The sequence below is a fragment of the Brevundimonas sp. 357 genome (assembly GCF_003938605.1).
In the GTDB taxonomy this organism is placed as follows: Bacteria; Pseudomonadota; Alphaproteobacteria; order Caulobacterales; family Caulobacteraceae; genus Brevundimonas.
This window is the reverse complement of sequence record NZ_RHWX01000009.1, coordinates 25,553-46,113: the sequence shown is the minus strand read 5'-3', so window position 1 is coordinate 46,113 and position 20,561 is coordinate 25,553. Positions and strand designations below refer to the sequence as shown.

At 67.7% G+C, this 20,561-nt stretch carries 16 protein-coding genes; 12 read left to right on the top strand and 4 right to left on the bottom strand.

The annotated features are described in order from the left end of the window. The first annotated feature begins 9 nt into the window (after window positions 1–9). On the top strand, window positions 10–3,099 hold the full coding sequence (locus tag EGK63_RS09505) for an efflux RND transporter permease subunit (RefSeq protein ID WP_125901072.1): 3,090 nt from the start codon (window positions 10–12) through the stop codon (window positions 3,097–3,099). Window positions 3,100–3,252: 153 nt separating this feature from the next. Here EGK63_RS09505 and EGK63_RS09500 read toward each other — a convergent pair whose 3' ends face one another. After that, complete coding sequence (locus EGK63_RS09500; RefSeq protein ID WP_125901070.1) at window positions 3,253–5,904, bottom strand: TonB-dependent receptor; 2,652 nt, start codon at window positions 5,902–5,904, stop codon at window positions 3,253–3,255. Window positions 5,905–6,134: 230 nt separating this feature from the next. Next, on the bottom strand, window positions 6,135–7,340 hold the full coding sequence (nhaA, locus tag EGK63_RS09495) for a Na+/H+ antiporter NhaA (RefSeq protein WP_125901068.1): 1,206 nt from the start codon (window positions 7,338–7,340) through the stop codon (window positions 6,135–6,137). A gap of 222 nt (window positions 7,341–7,562) precedes the next feature. On the opposite strand from nhaA, the gene EGK63_RS09490 reads away from it, so the two are divergent. The 8 genes from EGK63_RS09490 to EGK63_RS09455 all read left to right on the top strand — a co-directional run bounded on the left by EGK63_RS09490 (window position 7,563) and on the right by EGK63_RS09455 (window position 14,178). Beyond that, the gene (locus EGK63_RS09490) at window positions 7,563–9,014 is read left to right on the top strand and encodes a protein adenylyltransferase SelO family protein (protein ID WP_125901066.1); all 1,452 of its coding nucleotides are present in this window, start codon (window positions 7,563–7,565) and stop codon (window positions 9,012–9,014) included. 217 nt (window positions 9,015–9,231) lie between these two features. Continuing rightward, the gene (locus EGK63_RS09485) at window positions 9,232–9,645 is read left to right on the top strand and encodes a DoxX family protein (RefSeq protein ID WP_125901064.1); all 414 of its coding nucleotides are present in this window, start codon (window positions 9,232–9,234) and stop codon (window positions 9,643–9,645) included. Between the two features lie 197 nt (window positions 9,646–9,842). Further along, the gene (locus EGK63_RS09480) at window positions 9,843–10,331 is read left to right on the top strand and encodes a MerR family DNA-binding transcriptional regulator (RefSeq protein ID WP_125901062.1); all 489 of its coding nucleotides are present in this window, start codon (window positions 9,843–9,845) and stop codon (window positions 10,329–10,331) included. A 4-nt stretch (window positions 10,332–10,335) separates the two neighbouring features. Next, window positions 10,336–12,117: an acyl-CoA dehydrogenase C-terminal domain-containing protein gene (locus tag EGK63_RS09475; RefSeq protein ID WP_125901061.1), complete on the top strand. Its 1,782-nt coding sequence runs from the start codon at window positions 10,336–10,338 to the stop codon at window positions 12,115–12,117. Window positions 12,118–12,221: 104 nt separating this feature from the next. After that, window positions 12,222–13,385 carry an acyl-CoA dehydrogenase family protein gene (locus EGK63_RS09470; protein ID WP_125901059.1) on the top strand — a complete coding sequence of 388 codons (1,164 nt, stop codon included), beginning with the start codon at window positions 12,222–12,224 and terminating at the stop codon, window positions 13,383–13,385. Between the two features lie 35 nt (window positions 13,386–13,420). Beyond that, on the top strand, window positions 13,421–13,609 hold the full coding sequence (locus EGK63_RS09465) for a hypothetical protein (protein ID WP_003163904.1): 189 nt from the start codon (window positions 13,421–13,423) through the stop codon (window positions 13,607–13,609). 57 nt (window positions 13,610–13,666) lie between these two features. Continuing rightward, window positions 13,667–13,921, top strand: coding sequence for a type II toxin-antitoxin system Phd/YefM family antitoxin (locus EGK63_RS09460; protein ID WP_125901057.1), 255 nt, complete (start codon window positions 13,667–13,669; stop codon window positions 13,919–13,921). Next, entirely contained in the window at window positions 13,918–14,178 is a 261-nt protein-coding gene (locus EGK63_RS09455; protein ID WP_125901056.1) for a Txe/YoeB family addiction module toxin, read from the top strand. Before EGK63_RS09460 ends, EGK63_RS09455 begins: the two co-directional genes overlap by 4 nt. Window positions 14,179–14,184: 6 nt before the next feature. Here the strand turns inward: EGK63_RS09455 and EGK63_RS09450 are convergent, their stop codons facing one another. Then, window positions 14,185–15,699 (bottom strand): AarF/ABC1/UbiB kinase family protein, encoded by a 1,515-nt coding sequence (locus EGK63_RS09450; RefSeq protein WP_125901054.1) that lies wholly within the window; start codon window positions 15,697–15,699, stop codon window positions 14,185–14,187. Between the two features lie 82 nt (window positions 15,700–15,781). Between EGK63_RS09450 and EGK63_RS09445 the strand changes: the two genes are divergently transcribed. The 3 genes from EGK63_RS09445 (at window position 15,782) to EGK63_RS09435 (ending at window position 19,636) form a co-directional block, all read left to right on the top strand. Then, the gene (locus tag EGK63_RS09445) at window positions 15,782–16,501 is read left to right on the top strand and encodes a 16S rRNA (uracil(1498)-N(3))-methyltransferase (RefSeq protein WP_125901052.1); all 720 of its coding nucleotides are present in this window, start codon (window positions 15,782–15,784) and stop codon (window positions 16,499–16,501) included. Window positions 16,502–16,569: 68 nt separating this feature from the next. Next, window positions 16,570–17,931 carry a glutamate--cysteine ligase gene (locus EGK63_RS09440; RefSeq protein ID WP_125901050.1) on the top strand — a complete coding sequence of 454 codons (1,362 nt, stop codon included), beginning with the start codon at window positions 16,570–16,572 and terminating at the stop codon, window positions 17,929–17,931. 94 nt (window positions 17,932–18,025) lie between these two features. After that, window positions 18,026–19,636, top strand: a complete 1,611-nt coding sequence (locus tag EGK63_RS09435; protein ID WP_125901048.1) for an ATP-binding protein — start codon at window positions 18,026–18,028, stop codon at window positions 19,634–19,636. Window position 19,637: 1 nt separating this feature from the next. Here EGK63_RS09435 and EGK63_RS09430 read toward each other — a convergent pair whose 3' ends face one another. Continuing rightward, window positions 19,638–20,429, bottom strand: a complete 792-nt coding sequence (locus tag EGK63_RS09430; RefSeq protein ID WP_125901046.1) for a TSUP family transporter — start codon at window positions 20,427–20,429, stop codon at window positions 19,638–19,640. Window positions 20,430–20,561 lie beyond the last annotated feature (132 nt).

Genomic DNA, 20,561 nt, shown 5'->3' with positions numbered 1-20,561 from the left:
GGCCCGGCCATGAATCAGCTTTCCGCCTGGGCGATCAAGAACCCCATCCCCATCATCCTGCTGTTCCTGCTGCTGACGCTGGGCGGCGTGACCGGCTTCGCCGGGATGCGGATCAACAACAACCCCGACATCGACTTCCCCCTGGTCGCGGTCACGGCCGCGCGCCCCGGCGCCGCCCCGACCGAGATGGAGGTGCAGGTCACGCGGGTGATCGAGGATTCGATCGCCGGCCTGTCGGGCGTGCGCCACATCTACTCCAACGTCTCGGACGGGGTGTCCTCGACCACCATCGAGTTCGAACTGGGCACCGACACCGAGCGCGCCACCAACGACGTCCGCAACGCCATGAGCGGGGTGCGCGCCAGCCTGCCCCAGGACATGCAGGAGCCGACGGTCCAACGCATCGACATCACCGGCGACGCCCTGATCACCTATGTCGTCCGCTCGGAAACGATGACGCCGGAACAGATCAGCTGGTTTATCGACAATGAGATGAGCCGCGCCCTGCTGGCGCTGGGCGGCGTCGGCGAGGTCAATCGCTCGGGCGGGGTGGACCGCGAGATCCGCGTCGAACTGGATCCGCAACGGCTCAGCGCCTACGGCGTCACGGCGGCCCAGGTCAGCCAGGCCCTGACCAACGTCAACAACAACCTGCCGGGCGGTCGCGTCACCATCGCGGGCTCGGAACGCGCCGTGCGCACCCTGGGCGCCGCCGGTTCGGTCGAGCAGTTGCGCGAGACCCTGGTGCCCGTGGGCGACGGCAAGAACGTGCGCCTGGGCGATCTGGGCGTGGTGGTCGACAAGTGGAGCGAGCCGCGCCGCCTGGCCCGCTACAACGGCCAGGAGGCCGTGACCTTCAACTTCCTGCGCTCGCGCGAGGCCAGCGAGGTCAAGGTCTCGGAAAAGGTCCGCGCCGAGGTCGAGAAGATCGACGAGGCCCATCCCGAACTGACCATCGAACAGGTCACGTCCAGCGTGAAATACATCGAGGAATCCTACCTCGCCTCGCTGGAGGCGCTGATCCTGGGCGCCGTGCTGGCGGTCATCGTGGTGTGGATCTTCCTGCGCGACTGGCGGGCGACCGTGATCGCGGCGACGGCCATGCCGATGTCGCTGATCCCGACCTTCGCCATCCTGGGGCCGATGGACCAGTCGCTGAACGTGGTGACGCTGCTGGCCCTGTCGCTGACGATCGGCATCCTGGTCGACGACGCCATCGTGGAGATCGAGAACATCGTCCGCCACATGCGCGACGGCAAGCCGCCCTATGACGCCGCCTTCGAGGCCGCCGACGAGATCGGCCTGGCCGTCGTGGCGACGACCGGCACCATCATCGCCGTGTTCGCGCCCGTGGGCTTCATGCCGGGCATCATCGGCCAGTTCTTCAAGGCCTTCGCCCTGGCCGCCTGCATCAGCGTCTTCTTCTCCCTGGTGGTGGCGCGTCTGCTGACGCCGCTGATGGCGGCCTACATGCTCAAGCACACCCATCATGAGGACAAGGATCCCTTCTGGATGGCGGGCTATCTGCGCTCGCTGAAGTGGTGCCTGCGCCATCGCTGGATCGTCTTCGTGATGGGCGGCGCCTTCCTGTTCGGCTCCATCTTCCTGTCGGTTGCGGCCAAGATGTCGTTCGAGTTCATGTCGCCCGCCGACGAAGGCCGCGCGGCCTTCCAGATCGAACTGCCGCCGGGCTCCACCCTGCATCAGACCGATGTCGTGGTGCAGCAGGTGACGCAGACGCTGAACGCCCGGCCGGAGGTCACTTCGGTCTACGCCGCCATCGGCGGCCAGTCGGTGAACCAGGCCAACGTCTACGCCGACATGGTGCCCAAGGGTAAGCGCGACCTGAGCCAGCAGGCCTTCGCCCGCGTCATGGTCGATGAGCTGAAGCAGATCCCCGGAGCCCGCATCCGCGCCGGCATCGCCCAGCAGGGCGGCGGACCGGGCGACGGCACCAGCTACACCTTCTCCATCCTGGGCGACGATCCGATCGTGCTGGAAGCCGCGGCCCGCAAGGTCGAGGAGGAGATGCGCGGGGTGCCGGGCCTGGCCAACATCGTCAACACCGCCGCCATCGCCCGACCGGAAATCCTGGTCACGCCGCGCCCGGATGAGGCGGCGCTGCTGGGCGTCTCGGCCGGGGCCATCTCCCAGGCCGTGCGTGTCGCCACCATCGGCGACATCGACCAGAACCTGCCGAAGTACAATCTGGGCGACCGCCAGATCCCCATTCGCCTGCAGCTGACCGAGGCCGCGCGCGAGGATCTGAACGTGCTGGAGACGCTGCGCGTGCCGACCGCCTCAGGGGCCGCCGTGCCGCTGAGCGCCGTGGCCGACATCGAGTTCGGCGCCGGTCCGGCCACGGTCAGTCGCCAGGATCGCTCGCGCATCGCCTCCATCTCGGCCGAGCTGGACGGCATCACCACCGGCGCGGCGGGCCAGGCGGTCAACCGCCTGCCGTCGGTCAAGGAACTGCCGACCGGCGTGCGCCAGGTGCCCGCCGGGGACGCCGAGTTCATCCAGGAGATGCTGGTGGGCTTCGGCATCGCCTTCCTGTCCGGCATTCTGCTGATGTATGCGGTGCTGACCCTGCTGTTCAAAAGCTTCGCCTATCCGATCACCATCATGGCGGCTCTGCCCCTGGCCATCGGCGGCGCCTTCATCGCCCTGGTGATCGCAGGCAAGAGCTTCTCCATGTCGGCCCTGATCGGGGTGCTGATGCTGATGGGGATCGCGGCCAAGAACTCCATCCTGCTGGTCGACTACATCATCATGGCCGAGAAGAGCGGGTTGAGCCGTTTCGCCGCCATCATGGACGCCGCCCACAAGCGGGCGCGGCCGATCCTGATGACCACCTTCGCCATGGGGGCGGGCATGGTGCCCATCGCCATCGGCTGGGGCGCCGACGTGGAGTTCCGCTCGCCCATGGCCGTGGCCGTGGTCGGGGGGCTGATCTCCTCGACCTTCCTGTCGCTGCTCTACATCCCGGCGGTGTTCACCATCATCGACGACATCGCCGGCTTCGGGCGACGCCTGCTGAACCGGATGTTCGCCGGCCAGCGGCGACTGGCGGGGGAAAGCCACACCCCGGCCGAGTGAGGCGGCCGCTTCGCGGTTGAATGAGGAAAAGCCCCCGATCCATGCGGCCGGGGGCTTTTTCCATGTGCCTGCCCTCTCCCGATGGGAGAGGGATAGAAAAAGGGCGGGCCGGATCGCTCCGGCCCGCCCCTCCTGTCAGACGCTCCGCTTGGATCAGTAGCGGACGCGCAGGGTCACGCCGTAGGTACGCGGCTGGCCCATGAAGGCGTTGTAGGTCTGGGTGTCCAGCGCCGGGTTGTAATAGGTGCCGTTGGGCTGGACCGTGGTCTGGAAGGCCGAGCCCTGCATGGGGGCGTTGATGGCCACCTGCTTGTACTCCTCGTCGGTCAGGTTCTGGGCCCACAGGTCCAGCGCCCAGCGTTCGTCTTCCGAGCCCAGGGTGACGCGGCCGTTCAGCAGGGTCATGGCGTCCTGCATCTTGTACGGCAGCAGATCCGAACCGGTGTTGAACTCGGTCGAGTATTTGGCCGACAGGTTCAGACCCATCTTCAGCCCAGCGCCGATCGAGCGGTCGAAGGCCACCGAGGCGGTCGCCGACCATTCCGGCGCGAAGGAAGCCCGCGATCCCGGCAGCAGCGACAGCTGCGGGAAGTTGCCGGGATTGGTCAGGTCGGCGGCGGTGAAGTCGCCGTACTTGGTGTCGGTGTAGGTCACGCCGCCCGACAGCGACAGGCCCTCGACCGGGGTGAACCAGACGAAGTCGGCGTCGACGCCTTCCGAGGTCAGCTCAGGGATGGATTCGACCACGAAGGCCGTGCCCAGGAAGGTGTTGAGCTGGAAGTCCTCGAACTTCTGATTGAAGTAGGTGATGTTGAACAGCACCGAGCGGTTGAACAGGGTGTTCTTCAGCCCGATTTCATAGCTGTCGACGGTCTCCGACGGGAACAGCAGGGAGTTGTTCGGCGTGATCGGCAGCGGGTTGGTCGCGGTCGGCCCCTGCACCCGGTCCATGTTGTAGCCGAACGACTTGTAGCCGCGCGCGTAGGAGGCGTAGGCCATCACGCTGTCGTTGAAGCGATAGCTGCCCTTGATGGTGCCGCTCAGCTCGCCGTTGTCGTGGCTTTCCGAGATGCGACGGTTGTCGAACAGAGGGTTGGCCCAGGGCAGGCAGAGGTTGGCGGCCAGACGACCGGCCGTGGCCTGGGCGGTCGCCTGGTTCAGGCCCGCGCCCATCAGGGCGCCGGTCATGGCGCCGACGTTGCCCAGGGCGCCGCCGCAGGCCGCGCCGTTGGTTCCCAGATTGTCCTGAACGCCCAGCAGGCGCTTGTCGTCCAGGGTGTAGCGCAGACCCAGGGTCAGATCGAACTTGTCGGTGACGCGCCAGGTGTTGTTGGTGAAGAGGGCGAAGGATTCCGTCGTCTGGCTGTAGTGGTCCTGCACGCCGTGGCCGACGCCGAAGCCGGGGCCGCTGGGCGCCGTCGGGCCGGTGGTCGCGCTGCCGCCCTGCGCCAGGCAGCCCGCCAGGAACTGCGCCGTCGTACCCGGACGGGTCAGGCAGCCGATGATGCCGGGACGGATCGGAATGGCGCCGCCCGAGCCGGCGTTCAGCTGGCTGGAGATCAGCAGCGACAGGAAGGGCGTGTAGCCCGCGCCGTACCAGTAGCTGTCTGCGCGATTGATGTTCTCGCGCGTGGCGAAGGCCCCGACCAGCCAGTCGAGACGGTCGGTGGAGCCCGCCAGACGGAACTCCTGGGTCAGGTTCTCCAGCTCGAAGCCGTAACCGCCGTCATTCTCGCGATAGAGGATGTCGGCGGTGGTGTAGTCGAGATCCATGCCGTTGACCCCCGACCAGTTCCGCCAGGAGCTGAGCGAGGTGAAGGTGGCGTTCCACGACGGGATGTCGATGTTGGCCTCGGCGGAGAAACCCATGTCCTCCATTTCCTGGCCGGTGCCGCGGTTGGCGTAGGCCGTGCGCGAGAACGGCAGTTCGCCAAAGCCCGGGGCCGGGGCCGCCTGCTGGCCGCCGACGGCGGTGATGAACGGATAGGTCGGACCGGTGCGGACCTGGGTCGAGACGCAGCAGTATTCGTCGCGCTTGGAATAGTCGGCGATCAGGCGGATCGACACGTCGTCCGAGGGCAGGATCAGCAACTGGCCGCGTGCGGTCCAGAAGTCCTGGTTCTGGTCGTCTGTCTCCTGACGCGGGCCGGAGCCGGTGATCACGTCATAGAAGCCGTCGCGTTCGCGCTTGGCCATATAGAGACGGCCGGCGATCTTGTCGGTGATCGGTCCGGTGACCGAACCGGCGATCCCCCAGGCCCCGAAGTTGCCGTAGGTGGCCTCGGCGTTGAAGCCCGGCGTGAAGGACGGAGCCTCGGAAATGATGTTGATGACCCCGGCCGAGGTGTTCTTGCCGAACAGGGTGCCCTGCGGCCCCTTCAGCACCTCGATGCGGCTGAGTTCGCCCAGGTCGCCGAAGCCGACGCCGTTGCGCGAGCGATAGACGCCGTCGATCACGACGCCGACCGAGCTTTCCAGACCGGGGTTGTCGCCGACCGTGCCGACGCCGCGGATACGAGCCGTGGTCGAGGTCTCCGACTGGGTCGAGGTCACGGTCATGCCCGGCGTCAGGATCTGCAGATCCTTGATGTCGCGCACGCCCGCGCCGTCCAGCGCTTCCTGCGACAGGGTCGTGACCACGATCGGCACGTCCTGCAGGCTCTGTTCGCGTTTCTGCGCGGTGACGATGATGTCGTCGACCGTGGTCGGTCCTTCCTGGGCGGCGGCGGCGCCTGCGAAGCCGAAGGCGACGGCCCCGACGACGGCGGCGGATGCGGTGCTGCGGAGGATGTGGTTCAAACGCATGAGGCGGCTCCCCGACTATGGCGGGCCATGCTGACGGCCGCGCACGTTCCTGTCCCTGATGACCCGCACTCATTAAACGGCGCGAGTTCTCGATAAGAAGGGGTAGTGCAAGGCGGAGTCACCGACAAGCTGAGGCCCCGTCAGTGACGAAAATTTCACCTATCCTCGCCCGATCTGTGGCGAGAAAGAGACAAATATACTGACGTTAGGTCAATGTTATCAATGATCAGTCAGATGTTCGACTGGTGCGCGACCATTCTCTTCTTTCGGCCTTTTTCGGCCAGGGCCAGAATCGCGGCGGCCGTCAGGGCCGACAGCACCGAACCGCCGATGACGCCCAGCTTGACCTCGATCTGCTCGGGCGAGTCCACCGCGCCGGGGAAGGCCAGGACGCCGATGAACAGGCTCATGGTGAAGCCGATGCCGCACAGCAGGCTGACGCCGTAGAGCTGCATCCAGCCCGCGCCCGACGGCCTGTCGCCCAGGCCCAGCTTAACCGCCAGCCAGGCCACGCCGAAGACGCCCACCTGCTTGCCGATGAAGAGGCCGAGCGCGATGGCGATGACCAGGGGGGCGAAGGCCTGCTCCAGCGACAGGCCGGCGAAGGAGACGCCCGCCTTGGCGAAGGCGAACAGGGGCAGGACCAAATAGGCCACATAGGGGTGCAGGTCGTGCATGGCGTCCTTGAGCGGGCTCTGGGAGGTCTCGCGGCGCGGCTCGACCGGCACGATCAGAGCGAAGGCCACGGCGGTCAGGGAGGTGGACAGGCCCGACTGCACCGTCAGATACCAGACGGCGCCAAAGCCCAGCACCCAGAAGGCGGCCGCCATCCGGCGCCGCCCCAGAACGGCGAACAGGGCGGTGACGCCCAGCGCCGCCAGCAGCGGAACCCACTGCACCCCCTGGCTGAACAGGACGGCGATCAGGGCGATGGCGCCCAGGTCGTCGACGATGGCCAGGGTCAGGAGGAAGACGCGCAGGGAGGACGGCAGACTGCGTCCGACCACGGCGAAGACGGCCAGGGCGAAGGCGATGTCGGTGGCCAGGGGGATGGGCCAGCCCTGCGTCGGGCCGCCCAGCGCCCCGACCACGCCCAGATAGACCAGACCCGGCACCGCCATGCCGCCGAGCGCCGCCAGGATGGGCAGGGCCAGCTTCTTGGGATTGCTCAGCTCGCCCTTGAGGATCTCGTATTTGATCTCCAGGCCGACGACGAGGAAGAAGACGGCCATCAGGCCTTCCTTGATCCAGTCGGACACCGTCTCCTCCAGCCGCAGCGGGCCGATCTGGACGGCGTGGACGCTCTTGAGCCAGGCGAAATAGTCCGCCGACCAGGGCGAGTTGGCGACGATCAGGGCGGCGACGGCTGCGAGGCCGAGGACGGCCCCGGAACCGGCCTCGGTCTTGAGGAAGGCGAGCGTGAATTTTCTGGCCACGAAGGTCTCCGAAACAATGAGATGGTCTGTCGTGGCGTCAGGTTATCGACGGACGCCGGACCGGATTCGCGCGCAGGGCGGCGCCGGCCTGGCCTCGGGATCGGATCGCACGAGACCTGATGTCTGCGGGTGAAAATACGGATCGGCGGCGAAGGTTCAAGCCTGATCGGCCGGATCGGGCTCGCGGTTGCGAAATGCACGGCGAAGGCGCATCTGCCGCCCATGCCCGTCTCCCCCGCCTATCGCCCCGAACCCCGCTTCTTCGACCTGGGCGCCGACTACGGCGACGCCGTGAAGGCGGCCGACTTCCCGCAGACGACCTTACGCCTGCGCAACGACCGCGCGGCGGCCGAGGTCGGACTGGAAACGCTGAGCGACACCGAATGGCTGGCCCATTTCGGCCGGTTCGAGCCCCTGCCCGGCCAGCCCGGCCCCGTGGCCATGCGCTATCACGGCCATCAGTTCCGCGTTTACAACCCCGACATCGGCGACGGACGCGGCTTCCTGGCGGCGCAGATGCGGGAGGTAAGCGGCGCTCAAGCAGCGAGCGATAGCGCTCTTCCAGGTCGCCTTCTCGACCTGGGCACCAAAGGCTCGGGTCAGACGCCGTGGTCGCGTCATGCGGACGGGCGGCTGACGCTGAAGGGCGGGATGCGCGAGGCGCTGGCGGCGGCCATGCTGGACAGCCTGGGCGTGCCGACCTGCCGCATCCTGTCGCTGATCGAGACGGGCGAGAACCTGGAACGGCACGACGAGCCGTCGCCGACGCGCGCGGCCGTCATGGTGCGGCTGTCGCACAGCCATATCCGCTTCGGGACGTTCCAGCGCGCAGCCTACTATGGACGCAAGGATCAGATCGAGACGCTGATGGAGCACGCCCGCAGCCTGTATCACCCGGCGGTCGCGCCGGGCGACGCGGCGGGCTTCCTGGCGGCGGTGGTCGAGGCCTCGGCGGCGCTGACGGCCAAGTGGATCGCGGCGGGCTTCGTCCACGGGGTGCTGAACACCGACAATCTGAACGTCACGGGCGAGAGCTTCGACTACGGCCCCTGGCGCTTCCTGCCCCATTATGAGCCGGGCTTCACCGCCGCCTATTTCGACCAGAACGGCCTCTACGCCTTCGCGCGCCAGCCCGAGGCGGTGTTCTGGAACCTGACGCAGCTGGCCGGGTGCCTGAAGCTGATCGCCGACGCCGAGCCGCAGGTCGCAGTCCTGACCGAGGCGCTGAACGGGTTCGGCCCCGCCTATATCCGCCACCTGCGCGCGGCCTTCCTGAACCGGCTGGGCGTGCAGAGCCTGGGCGAGGCGGCGGACCAGCGGCTGCTGGACGCAACCCTGGCCCTCGCGCGCGAGAAGAAGGAGGCCCTGCGCTGGGAGCCGATCTTCTTCGACTGGTTCGGCGGCTTCAGCTCGGCGGCGCGGGCGCTGGGCGGGGTGCGCGGCAAGACCTACCAGGGCGAGGCCTTCGACGCCTTCCGCTTCGCCCTGATGGAGCACGAGCCCGACCGGCCCGAGCGGCTGGAGCATCCCATGTTCGCCGCGCCCGAACCGGAAGAGATGCTGATCGACGAGGTCGAGGCCCTGTGGAGCGCCATCGACACGGCCGACGACTGGGCCCCGCTGCAGGCCAAACTGGCCCGGCTGGAGGCGGCGAAGAAGGCCTGGAGCCTCTAAGTCATCAATTGATGTCATCAACCGTTGACTCGAAATCCGCCTCGGCTTAGAGGCGGATGATCCCGGCTGGTTTCAGACGATGGGTTACGAGGAATTGTGGTTTCGGCCCTGCTGTCGCCACGTCGTTTTCCGACCGTTATCACAGATTGTTTCAGCCGCTTGCAAATCGGAACCAAGCAACTGATCTTGTGACTGTTGCAAATGAACGGTTACGGCCATGACGACGACCACCTTGTCCACTCACCAGGCGCGCGCCCGCGCTGACTATCTGAACATCACGCTTTGGACCTTCCAGGGCTGGATCGCGATGTTCTTCATCGCCGCCGGCTACGCCAAGCTGTCCGAGCCGATGGAGAACCTGATCGTTCTGATGCAGTGGCCCGCCGCCGCCAGCGAGGCCTTCGTGCGTGGTCTGGGCGTCGCCGAGATCGTGCTGGCGGCCATGGTTCTGGCGCCGCTGGTCTCGTGGCGGTTCGGCCGTCCCCTGCTGCTGACGGCGGCGGCGGGTCTGCTGGTCCTGGAGACGATCGCCCTGGGCGTGCACGCCTTCGGCCTGGACCTGGGTCTGAGCCTGACCAACGTCTTCCTGCTGGCCATCACGGCGCCGGTGCTGTGGCTACGCCGCCGCTGAGCCGCCGCATCGCTTGAAGGTTTTGCGGGCCCGCTTCTCCCCCTCCCCCGAGGGCCCGCAAATATAAAGGCCGCGACCCGTCCCCGGTCGCGGCCTTTTCTTTTGTGCGCCAACGCCCCTCGCCCGCCCGTTCACAACTTCGTAGCCCGGCGCGCGAAAAGCTTCCCTTTACGTCCGCGTCAAGTTATGAAGCCGTCATGCCGATTGCTGACGAACATCGCACCTATTCCATACGGCAGCTGTGCCGCGAGTTCGGCGCGACCGCGCGCGCGCTGCGCTTCTATGAAGACAAGGGCCTGCTGACGCCGTCGCGCAAGGGTCAGACGCGGGTCTACGGTCCGCGCGACCGCGCCCGGCTGAAGCTGATCATGCGCGGCCGGCGCATCGGCTTCACCCTGGTCGAGATCCAGGAGATGCTGGATCTGTATGACCAGAAGGACCACAACGTCCATCAGATGGCCATCGCCCTGCCGCGCCATCGCGCCCGTATCGCGGCGCTGCGGCAGCAGCTCGAGGACATCGAAGGCGCCATCGAGACGGCCGAGGCCGCCTGCGCCTGGATGGAGTCCAAGCTGACGGAACACCGTCCCGATCTTCTGCCGGGCGCAGAGGCTTACGCCAGCCTGCTGAGCGAACGCCTCAACGATCCCGACGACCACTTCCTGACCTTCAAAGCGAGAGCCTGATCCCATGAGCTACAAGGCGCCCGTCCGCGACCTGTCCTTCGTCCTGCATGACGTTCTGCAGGTCGAGAACTACGGCAACCAGCTTCCCGACGCCGATCTGTCGCGCGACCTGATCGACCAGATCGTCGAGGAAGGCGGCAAGTTCGCCGAAGAGGTCATCGCCCCGATCAACCGCGTCGGCGATCAGGAAGGCTGCCACATCGAGGGCGACGTGGTGACGACGCCGAAGGGATGGAAGGAAGCCTATCACCAGATGGTCGAGGCCGGCTGGCCCTCGCTGGGCTTCAGCACCGAGTTCGGCGGTCAGGGCATGCCCTCGGTCGTGTCGAGCGCGGTGGGCCAGTTCACCGCCGCCGCCAGCGCCGCCTTCTCCATGTATCCGGGCCTGACCAGCGGCGCCTTCCACGGCATCGAGGCCAGCGCCTCGGACGAGATCAAGCAGAAGTATCTGCCCAAGATGGCGTCGGGCGAATGGACCGGCACCATGAACCTGACCGAGCCGCAGTGCGGCACCGACCTGGGCATGGTCCGCACCAAGGCGGTTCCGAACGGCGACGGCTCCTATTCCATCACCGGCCAAAAGATCTGGATCTCCGCGGGCGAGCACGACTTCGCCGACAACATCATCCACACGGTGCTGGCCCGCGTCGAAGGCGCGGTTCCGGGCATCAAGGGCCTGTCCCTGTTCGTCGTGCCCAAGTTCCTGGTGAACGAGGACGGCTCGCTAGGCGAGCGCAACGGCGTGTCCTGCGCCGGGCTCGAGCACAAGATGGGCATCCACGGCAACGCCACCTGCGTCATGGCCTATGAGAACGCCAAGGGCTGGCTGATCGGCGAAGAAGGCCGCGGCATGAACAACATGTTCGTGGTCATGAACGAGGCCCGCCTGGGCACCGGCCTGCAAGGGCTGGCTATCGGCGACGCCGCCTATCAGGCCGCCGTCGAGTTCGCCAACGACCGCCTGCAGGGCCGCAGCCTGACCGGACCGAAGAACCCGGACGGCCCGGCCGACCCGATCATGGTCCACCCGGACGTGCGCCGGATGCTGCTGGAGGCCAAGGCCTTCGTCGAAGGCGGCCGCGCCTTCATCCTGTGGACCGCGCTGCAGGCCGACCTGCAGAAGGCCGCCGACGAAGCCGTCGCCACCAAGGCCAAGGACTACATGGGCCTGATCACGCCCGTGCTGAAGGCCTATCTGACCGACAAGGGCTTCCACGTCGCCTCTCTGGCGATGCAGGTTCACGGCGGTTCGGGCTACACCGAACACTTCCCCGCCTCGCAGTATCTGCGCGATGCGCGGATCACCATGATCTATGAAGGCACCAACGGCATTCAGGCGCTGGATCTGGTGGGCCGCAAGCTGCCGGCCAACGGCGGCCGCGCGATCATGAGCTGGTTCGCCGACATCGACGCCTTCGTCAGCGAGAACGGAGACAACGAGGCCATCAAGCCCTTCGTCGAGGGTCTGGCCGACGCCAAGAAGAAGCTGCAGGAGGCCACCATGTGGCTGATGCAGAACGGCATGGCCAACCCAGACAACGCCGCGGCCGCCTCGACCGACTACCTGCACATCTTCGGCCTGACGGCCTACGCCTTCCTGTGGGCCCAGATGGCCAAGGCGGCGCAAGCCAAGATCGCCGCCGGGGACGCCGATCCCTACTACGCCAACAAGCTGATGACCGGCCGCTACTTCGTCGAGCGCATCCTGCCCGACGCCGGGGCGCACCTGAAGAAGTTGAAGTCCGGCGCCGAGGTGCTGATGCAGATGCCCGCAGAGGCGTTCTGATCCGCTTCTGATCCAGGGGCCTCTCTCGCCGCGGCGGGGGAGGCCCTTTCTTTATCGCAGAAGGGCGGCGCATAGACCGCCCGCGTCAGCAGGAAACACCCCCTATGAACGTCCTAGGCAGCCCCGATCCCGACTTCATGCGCGAAGAGGAGATCGTCCTCTTCTCCGACTCCGTCGCCAAATGGATCGACGAGCACGCCCCGCAGGAGAAGTTCCAGCAATGGATCGCCGAATCCTCGGTGCCGCGCGGGCTGTGGAACGCGGCGGGCGAGGCCGGCCTGCTGGGCCTGTCGCTGCCGGAAGAGGACGGCGGCTTCGGCGGCGATTACCGGCACGAAGTCGTGCTGATGCGCCAGTTGGGCTGGAAGGGCGCGGACCACTTCGGCATCTCGCTGCACAACGCCATCGTCATGCCCTACGTCTGGCACTACGGCACGGCCGAGCAGAAGGCGCGCTGGCTGCCGCGCCTGCAGTCGGGCGAGCTGGTCGGCGCCATCGCCATGACCGAGCCGGGCGCAGGCTCCGACCTGCAAGGAGTGAAGACCACCGCCGTGAAGCAGGGCGACCACTATGTCCTGAACGGCTCCAAGACCTTCATCACCAACGGCCAGCTGGCCAACTTCATCATCGTCGTCGCCAAGACCGACCCGGCCGAGGGCGCCAAGGGCACCAGCCTGATCTGCCTCGAAACCGATGGGGCCGAAGGCTTCGAGCGGGGCCGCAACCTGCACAAGATCGGCATGGAGGCGAACGACACCTCCGAGCTGTTCTTCAACGATGTGAAGGTTCCGCTGGAGAACGTCATCGGCGACACCGAGGGACAGGGCTTCGTCCAACTGATGCAGCAGCTGCCGCAGGAGCGGCTGAACATCGCCGTTCAGGGCGTGGCCGCCGCCGAGCGCGGGCTGGAGGCGACCCTGGCCTACGTCAAGGAACGCAAGGCCTTCGGCAAGCGGGTCATCGACTTCCAGAACACCCAGTTCAAACTGGCCGAGATCAAGACCAAGCTGACGGTCGCCAAGGTCTTCGTCGACCACTGCATCGGTCTGCACCTGAAGGGCCAGCTGGACGCCGCCACGGCCTCCATGGCCAAATACTGGGTCACCGACATCCAGGGCGAGACCATCGACGAGATGCTGCAGCTCTTCGGCGGCTACGGCTATATGACCGAATATCCGATCGCCCAGCTGTACAAGGACGCCCGCGTCCAGCGCATCTACGGCGGGACGAACGAGATCATGAAGCTGCTGATCGCGCGGACGCTGTAAGGGCGCCGTGCGGCGCGCATGGAGATCAGGGACGGATGGCCGCCCACAGCGAGACGGACCTGTCAGAAGCGCTGCGCGCCGTCGAATCCCTGATCGCCAAATGCGAAAAGGCGGTCCTGAAGCTGGCCCCCGGCGCGGCGCAGCACACCCTTCTCGTCCGCCGCATCGCCGCCTTGAAGATCGCGCGCGATCTGATCGAGGAGCGGCTGGACGCGACGCGCTGAGGCGCGGGTCTTGCGGCCCCCTTGCGATGATGTACAGAACTTCGTACATTATCACTTATGAACGCCATCTCTGTCTCCGAACTGCGCAAGAACCTGGCCGCGACCATCGACCGGGTGGCGGCGGATCATGACTACACGATCATCACGCGCGAGGGCGGCAAGCCGGCGGCCGTCCTCATGTCGCTGGAAGACTTCGCCTCCTGGCAGGAGACGGAGTATCTGCTGCGCAGCCCAGCAAACGCGGAACGCCTGCGTAAGGCTGTCGCTGAGCTGGACGCCGGTAAGGGCCAGGCGCGCGATCTGATCGAATGAAGCTGACGTTTCAGGAAGAGGGCTGGGAGGACTACCTCTACTGGCAATCTGACGACCGCAAGCAACTCAAGAAGATCAACGGCCTGATCCGCGAATGCCTGCGGACGCCCTTTAGCGGAACTGGGAAGCCGGAACCTCTGAAAGGCGAGTTCTCCGGCTGGTGGTCGCGCCGGATCGATCAAGAGCACCGACTGATCTATCGCGCGACCGAAGACACCCTGCTGATCGCGCAGTGCCGCTATCATTACGGTCGCTGAGGCGTCCTATCGCAGCAGCAGGGCGCCCGCGATCAGGGCGCCGGCGAGCACAATCGAAGCGGCGATCCACCGCCCGGCCGAGACGATCGACCGGGCGGTTTCCTTGTCCGACGATGCAGCGGCGACAGGGTCGGCCGTCAGGCGGCGCGAGGCGGCGCGGATCAGGCGGGGCAGGTCGTCGCTGGCCGCCGACAGGTCCAGCAGGGCGCCGATCAGGCGGTTGCGCAGGGCCTCGGGGCTGCGGCTGGAGAAGAGGGCGCGGCTCCAGGCGCCCTTCATCGTCTTGACCAGATCGAAGTCGGGATCGACGCGCGACAACACCCCCTCGATCGTCACCAGCGCCTTGAGGATCAGCACCAGATCGGGCGGGGCGGCCACCCGTTCCTGCCGCATCAGTCCCATCAGGTCGCCGACGATGGCGGGCAGGTCGACCGCGCCCTGACCGTGGCGGGCGATCAGCCGCTCGGCCCCGGCGGTCAGGCTGGCGCGCGAGACGTCCGTCCCCTCGGTCCAGTCGGCCAGCACCTCGGCCATGCGGACGCCGTCGCCGGCGGCCAGCGACTGGACGAAGCTGATCAGCTCTGCCCGGCGGCGCGGGGTGACGGTCCCGACCATGCCGAAGTCCAGCAACCCCACCCGGTCGCCGGGCAGGCCGCGCAGGTTGCCGGGGTGCGGATCGGCGTGAAACCGGCCGTTGACCAGCACCATGTCCAGCACCGCCTCGGCGCCGACGCGGGCCAGCCGGTGCGGGTCGACGCCCGCCGCCCTCAGCCGCGCCGCATCCACGGGAGGCACGCCGTCGAGATAGTCCTGCACCAGCACGCTGTCGGTCGTGTGCGGCCAATAGACGGCCGGGATGACCACATCGCGGTTCCTGGCGAAGTCGGCGGCGAAGCGGTCGACGTTGCGGCCCTCTGTCGTGAAATCCAGTTCGTCCAGCATGGCCTCGGTCAGCTGGGCGATCAGGGCGCGCGGGCGATAGCGGGCGATCTCGGCGCTGGACTGTTCGGCGCGGCGCGCCAGTTCCGCGATCAGGCGCAGGTCGGCCTCGACGCGCGGGCGCACGCCGGGGCGGCGGATCTTGACCACCACCTCGGTCCCGTCGTGCAGGGCGGCGCGGTGCACCTGGGCGATGGAGGCGGCGGCCAGGGGCGCCGCGTCGAAACGGACGAAGACCTGTTCCGGCGGCCCGCCCAGGGCGGCCTCGACCTCGGGCCGCAGCGTCTCGAAGTCGAGGGTGGGTCCGGCGCTCTGAAGCTGTTCGAACTCGATGATCCAATCGGCGGGCAGCAGGTCCGAGCGGGTGGACAGGATCTGGCCCAGCTTGACGAAGGTGGGGCCCAGCGCCTCCAGCGCCTGACGGGTGCGGCGCGACAGAGGCTCGGGCCCGTCGGCATGGGCCTCGCCGCCGCCGAGACCGAGGCGCAGCAACACGGCCTCAAGGCCGAAGCGGGCGGCGACGCCGGAAATCTCGGCCAGACGTTTTCGATCGCGCGCCGCTACGGCCAAGGTTGTGAACATGACAGACGAACGCGGGCGGAACGGCCGCGGTTCCTGTAGGCCGAGGTTGGTCGCGACTGCCAAAGCGCGATATGCAGGCGCCATGATCCGTCTTTACGTCCAGGGCGACCTCGCCCCCGGCGCCGCCGTGGCGCCCACGCTCGACCAGTCGCGCTATCTGACGCAGGTGATGCGGTTGAAGGCGGGCGACGAGCTTCTCGTCTTCAACGGCCGCGACGGCGAGTGGCGCGTCAGCGTCGCCGAGGTGCTGAAGAAGGGCGTCATCCTGCGCGCCGAGGAACAGACGCGGCCGCAGGTCTATGGCCCCGATCTGGAGCTGATCGTCGCCGTGGTGAAGAAGGCCCGCATCGAGACCATCGTCGAGAAGGCCGCCGAACTGGGCGCCAAGCGGGTGCGGCTGGCGCTGACCCATCGCACCAACGCCGACCGTCTGCGGCTGGACCGGCTGGACGCCATCGCCGAGGAGGCCGCCGAGCAGACCGGACGCCTGGACGTGCCGGTCGTGGATGATCCGGTGAAGCTGGACGCCCTACTGGACGGCTGGGAGGCGGGGCGGCGGCTGATGTTCTGCGATGAGACGGGCGGCGCGCCGGCGGCGTCGGCGTTGACCGGCGCAGGCGACGGCAAGTGGGCCATTCTGATCGGGCCCGAGGGCGGGTTCTCGCCCGAGGAGGGCGAGCGGCTGCGGTCCCTGCCCTTCACCACCGCCGTCTCGCTGGGGCCGCGCATCCTGCGGGCCGACACCGCCGCCATCGCCGCCATGACCCTGTGGCAGGCGGCCGTCGGCGACTGGGATCGCTAGAAGTTTCCGCCGCCCCCTTGAGCATGGCCGACGGCTGGCCCATCTAGCCGCGACAGCAGAGGTTACAGATGTCCGACACGGCGCCCCTTTCCAGAGACCAGCTGATCCACGCCATGTCGAAGGGCGAGAAGCCCCGCGATCAATGGCGCATCGGCGCCGAGCACGAGAAGTTCGGCTTCGACAAGTCGACCCTGCGCCGCCCCGCCTATGAGGGCGAGAACGGCATCCTGGCCATGCTGACGGGCCTTCAGCGCTTCGGCTGGTCGCCAGTCGAGGAAGCCGGCCGCGTCATCGCCCTGGAGCGCAAGAACGCCGAGGGCTTCAGCGCCTCGATCAGTCTGGAGCCGGGCGGTCAGTTCGAACTGTCGGGCGCCCCGCTGAAGGACATCCATGACATCTGCAACGAGACCGGCCAGCACCTGATGGAGGTCAAGCAGGTCGCGGACCAATTGAACCTGGGCTTCCTGGGCCTGGGCTTCGACCCGATGTGGCGACGCGAGGACATCCCCGTCATGCCCAAGGGCCGCTATGACATCATGCGCGCCTATATGCCCAAGAAGGGCAAGCTGGGCCTGGACATGATGCTGCGCACCTGCACCATCCAGGCGAACCTCGACTTCGACAGCGAAGCCGACATGGTGATGAAGTTCCGCACGTCGCTGGCGTTGCAGCCCATCGCCACCGCCCTGTTCGCCAACAGCCCCTTCACCGAGGGCAAGCCGAACGGCTTCCTGTCGGCGCGCGCCAACGTCTGGACCGACACCGACCCGGACCGCACAGGAATGCTGGACTTCGTGTTCGAAGACGGCTTCGGCTACGAACGCTACGCCGACTATGCGCTGGACGCGCCGATGTATTTCGCCAAGCGCGGCGAGACCTATGTCGATCTGTCGGGCCAGTCGTTCCGCGCCTTCATGGACGGCAAGCTGGACGCCCTGCCGGGCGATCGCGCCACGGCCAAGGACTGGGCCGACCACCTGACCACCCTCTTCCCCGAGGTGCGGCTGAAACAGTATCTGGAGATGCGCGGCGCCGACGGCGGGCCGTGGAGCCGCATCTGCGCCCTGCCCGCCCTGTGGGCCGGGATCCTGTATGACGCGCCGTCGCTCGCGGCGGCCTGGGATCTGTGCAAGGACTGGGACATCGCCGACCATGAGCGCCTGCGCCGCGACGTGACGCGACTGGGCCTGAAGGCCGAGGTCAACGGCCGCAGCGTGCGCGACATCGCCGTCGACATGGTCAATATCGCCAAGCAGGGCCTGAAGAACCGCGCCCGCTTCAGCGGCGGCATGGTGGACGAGCGCGGCTACATCACCGAACTGGAAGACATCGCCGACAGCGGCGTGACCTCGGCCGACCGGCTGCTGGAGCTGTACAACGGCGAATGGGGCGGCGACGTCGGGCGCGTCTATCGCGACTGCGCCTACTGAAGCTCTCCTGACGGGCGAGCCGCAAGGCGCCCTTAACCGGCAGGCGCTAGGGTGAGGTCCAGCCCGCCTTCAGGACCGCGCCTCAGGACCGCCCATGCCCCTCACTCCGGCCGCCGCCCCTTCCTCGACGGGACAGCCGCAGCCGCCGCCTGACGCCGGGGTCGATCTGGCGACCTTCTTCGACGTGTCCCTGGACCTGCTGGTGATCCGCGACCTGGAGGGGCGGATCGTGCGGGTCAGCGCCTCCTGGGCCTCGACCCTGGGCTATCGGCCCGAGGAACTGGTCGGGCTGGCCATACTGACCCTGGTCCACCCCGACGATCTGCCCGGCACCCTGGGCAGCGTGACCGAAGTCGAGACGCGCCGACCCGGCGATCCGGTGCTGGGCCACGTCAACCGCTATCGCCACAAGGACGGCGGCTACGTCACCCTGGAATGGCGGGCGCAGAAGTTCGGCGACCGCATCTACGCCGTCGCCCGCGACGTGACGGCCAAGGCGGCGGCGGAGCGCGCCCTGATCGAAGCCAAGGCCGCGGCCGAGACCGCCAACCGCGCCAAGTCCGACTTCCTGGCCAATATGAGTCATGAGATCCGCACGCCGCTGAACGGGGTCATCGGCGTCATCGACGCCCTGGCGCGCACGCCGCTGTCGCCCCAGCAGGCCGAAATGGTCGAACTGGTCCGCAGTTCGGGCGTAACCCTGGAGCGGCTGGTCACGGACATCCTGGACGTGTCGCGCATCGAATCCGGGCGCATGACGCTGGAAACCCGTCCCTTCGACCTGAACGACGCCCTGATCCCCGCCATCGCCCCCCTGCGCGGGCTGGCCGAGGAGAAGGGCCTGACCTTCCGCCTCGAACGCACCGAGACCGCGCGCGGCGTCTTCAACGGCGACGTGGTGCGGATCCGCCAGATCCTGAGCAATCTGCTGTCCAACGCCGTCAAGTTCACCGCGCGAGGCCAGGTCGCCGCACATATCGACCTGATGGACATGGGCGACGGCGCCGCCCTGCTGACGCTGGAGGTGCGCGACACCGGCATCGGCTTCGGCGCCGATCACGCGGCGCAGCTATTCCAACGGTTCAGCCAGGCCGACGCCTCCATCACCCGGCGCTTCGGCGGGGCCGGGCTGGGCCTGTCCATCTGCCAGGCCCTGGTCGAGATGATGGGCGGGCGCATCGAAGCCGAGTCGGCCCTGGGCGAAGGCAGCCGGTTCCGGGTCGAGCTGCCGCTGACGCGCATCGCCTCCCTGGCCGAGTTCGACGCGGCCTACGCCGAGGAAACGGCGCCGAACGCGCCGCCTTCCGGCTCTCGCCCCCGCGTCCTGCTGGCCGAGGATCATCCGATCAATCAGCGGGTGGTGCGGTTGATCCTGGGGGACAGCGTCGAGCTGACCCTGGTCGAGAACGGCGAACAGGCGGCGGCCGCCTTTGTCGCTGAGCGGTTCGACCTGGTGCTGATGGACATGCAGATGCCGGTGATGGACGGGCTGAGCGCCACGCGCGCCCTGCGCGATGTCGAGCACGCCGACCCGGCGCGCCCGCGCACGCCGGTCATCATGCTGAGCGCCAACGCCATGGCCGAGCATCAGGAACAGGCCGCCCAGGCGGGCGCCGACCTTCACCTGGCTAAGCCCGTCACGGCCGAAGCGCTGACGGCCGCCGTCCGCAGGGCGCTGGGCGGCCGCGCGATCCAGCCCGACTGACCTAGCCCAGCCAGCCGGCGATCATGGTCCGCAGCGGATTGGCCGGATCGGACAGCAGCCGCGCCGTCATGGCGAGGGAAATGACCACCAGCAGGGGGCGGATCAGCCGCGGGCCGAAGCGCATGGCCGCGTGCGAGCCCATGCGGCCGCCGACGAACTGGCCCACCGCCATGATCCCGGCCAGCGCCCAGACCACATGGCCGCCGACCGCCAGGACGACGATGCCGACGACGTTGCTCATCAGGTTCAGCGCCTTGGTGTGCGCCGTCGCTCGCGTCAGCCCCATGCCCAGCAGCATGACGAGGCTGAGCGCGAAGAACGACCCCGTGCCCGGCCCGAAGAAGCCGTCGTAGAAGCCGATCCCGCCCGCCACGAAGGCGTAGGCCAGCGGCGTCAGCCGGGCGTGGGCGTCCTCGTCCGCCGCCTTGGGGCCGAGCAGGAAATAGAGGGCGATGCCGACCAGCAGCGCGGGCAGCAGGATCATCAGCCACCGCGTGTCGACCAGGGTGACGGCGAAGGCGCCCAGTCCCGCCCCGACCGCGACGAGAACCAAGGGCCAACGGATCAGGCGGAAATCCACCCGCCCCCTGCGCCAGAAATTCCACAGGGCGCTGGCCGTGCCGACGCTGCCTTGGACCTTGTTCGTGGCGATGGCTGCGACCGGGTTCAGCCCGACCGACAGCAGGGCCGGCAAGGAGATCAGCCCCCCGCCCCCGGCGATGGCGTCGATGAAGCCGGCGATCACCGACGCGACGCCCAACAGGGCGATGATTTCCAGCGTCAGTTCCGGCACGCTTCGACACTCCCGCGACGCTGGCGCTATAGCCCCCCGGTCGCCATCGCGCCATCGTCTCGTCTTTGGCTTGGACAGCAAGGCCGCGACAGGCTCATAGTGGCGTTCTTCCAGGGGGAAGCGCGCCGGAGG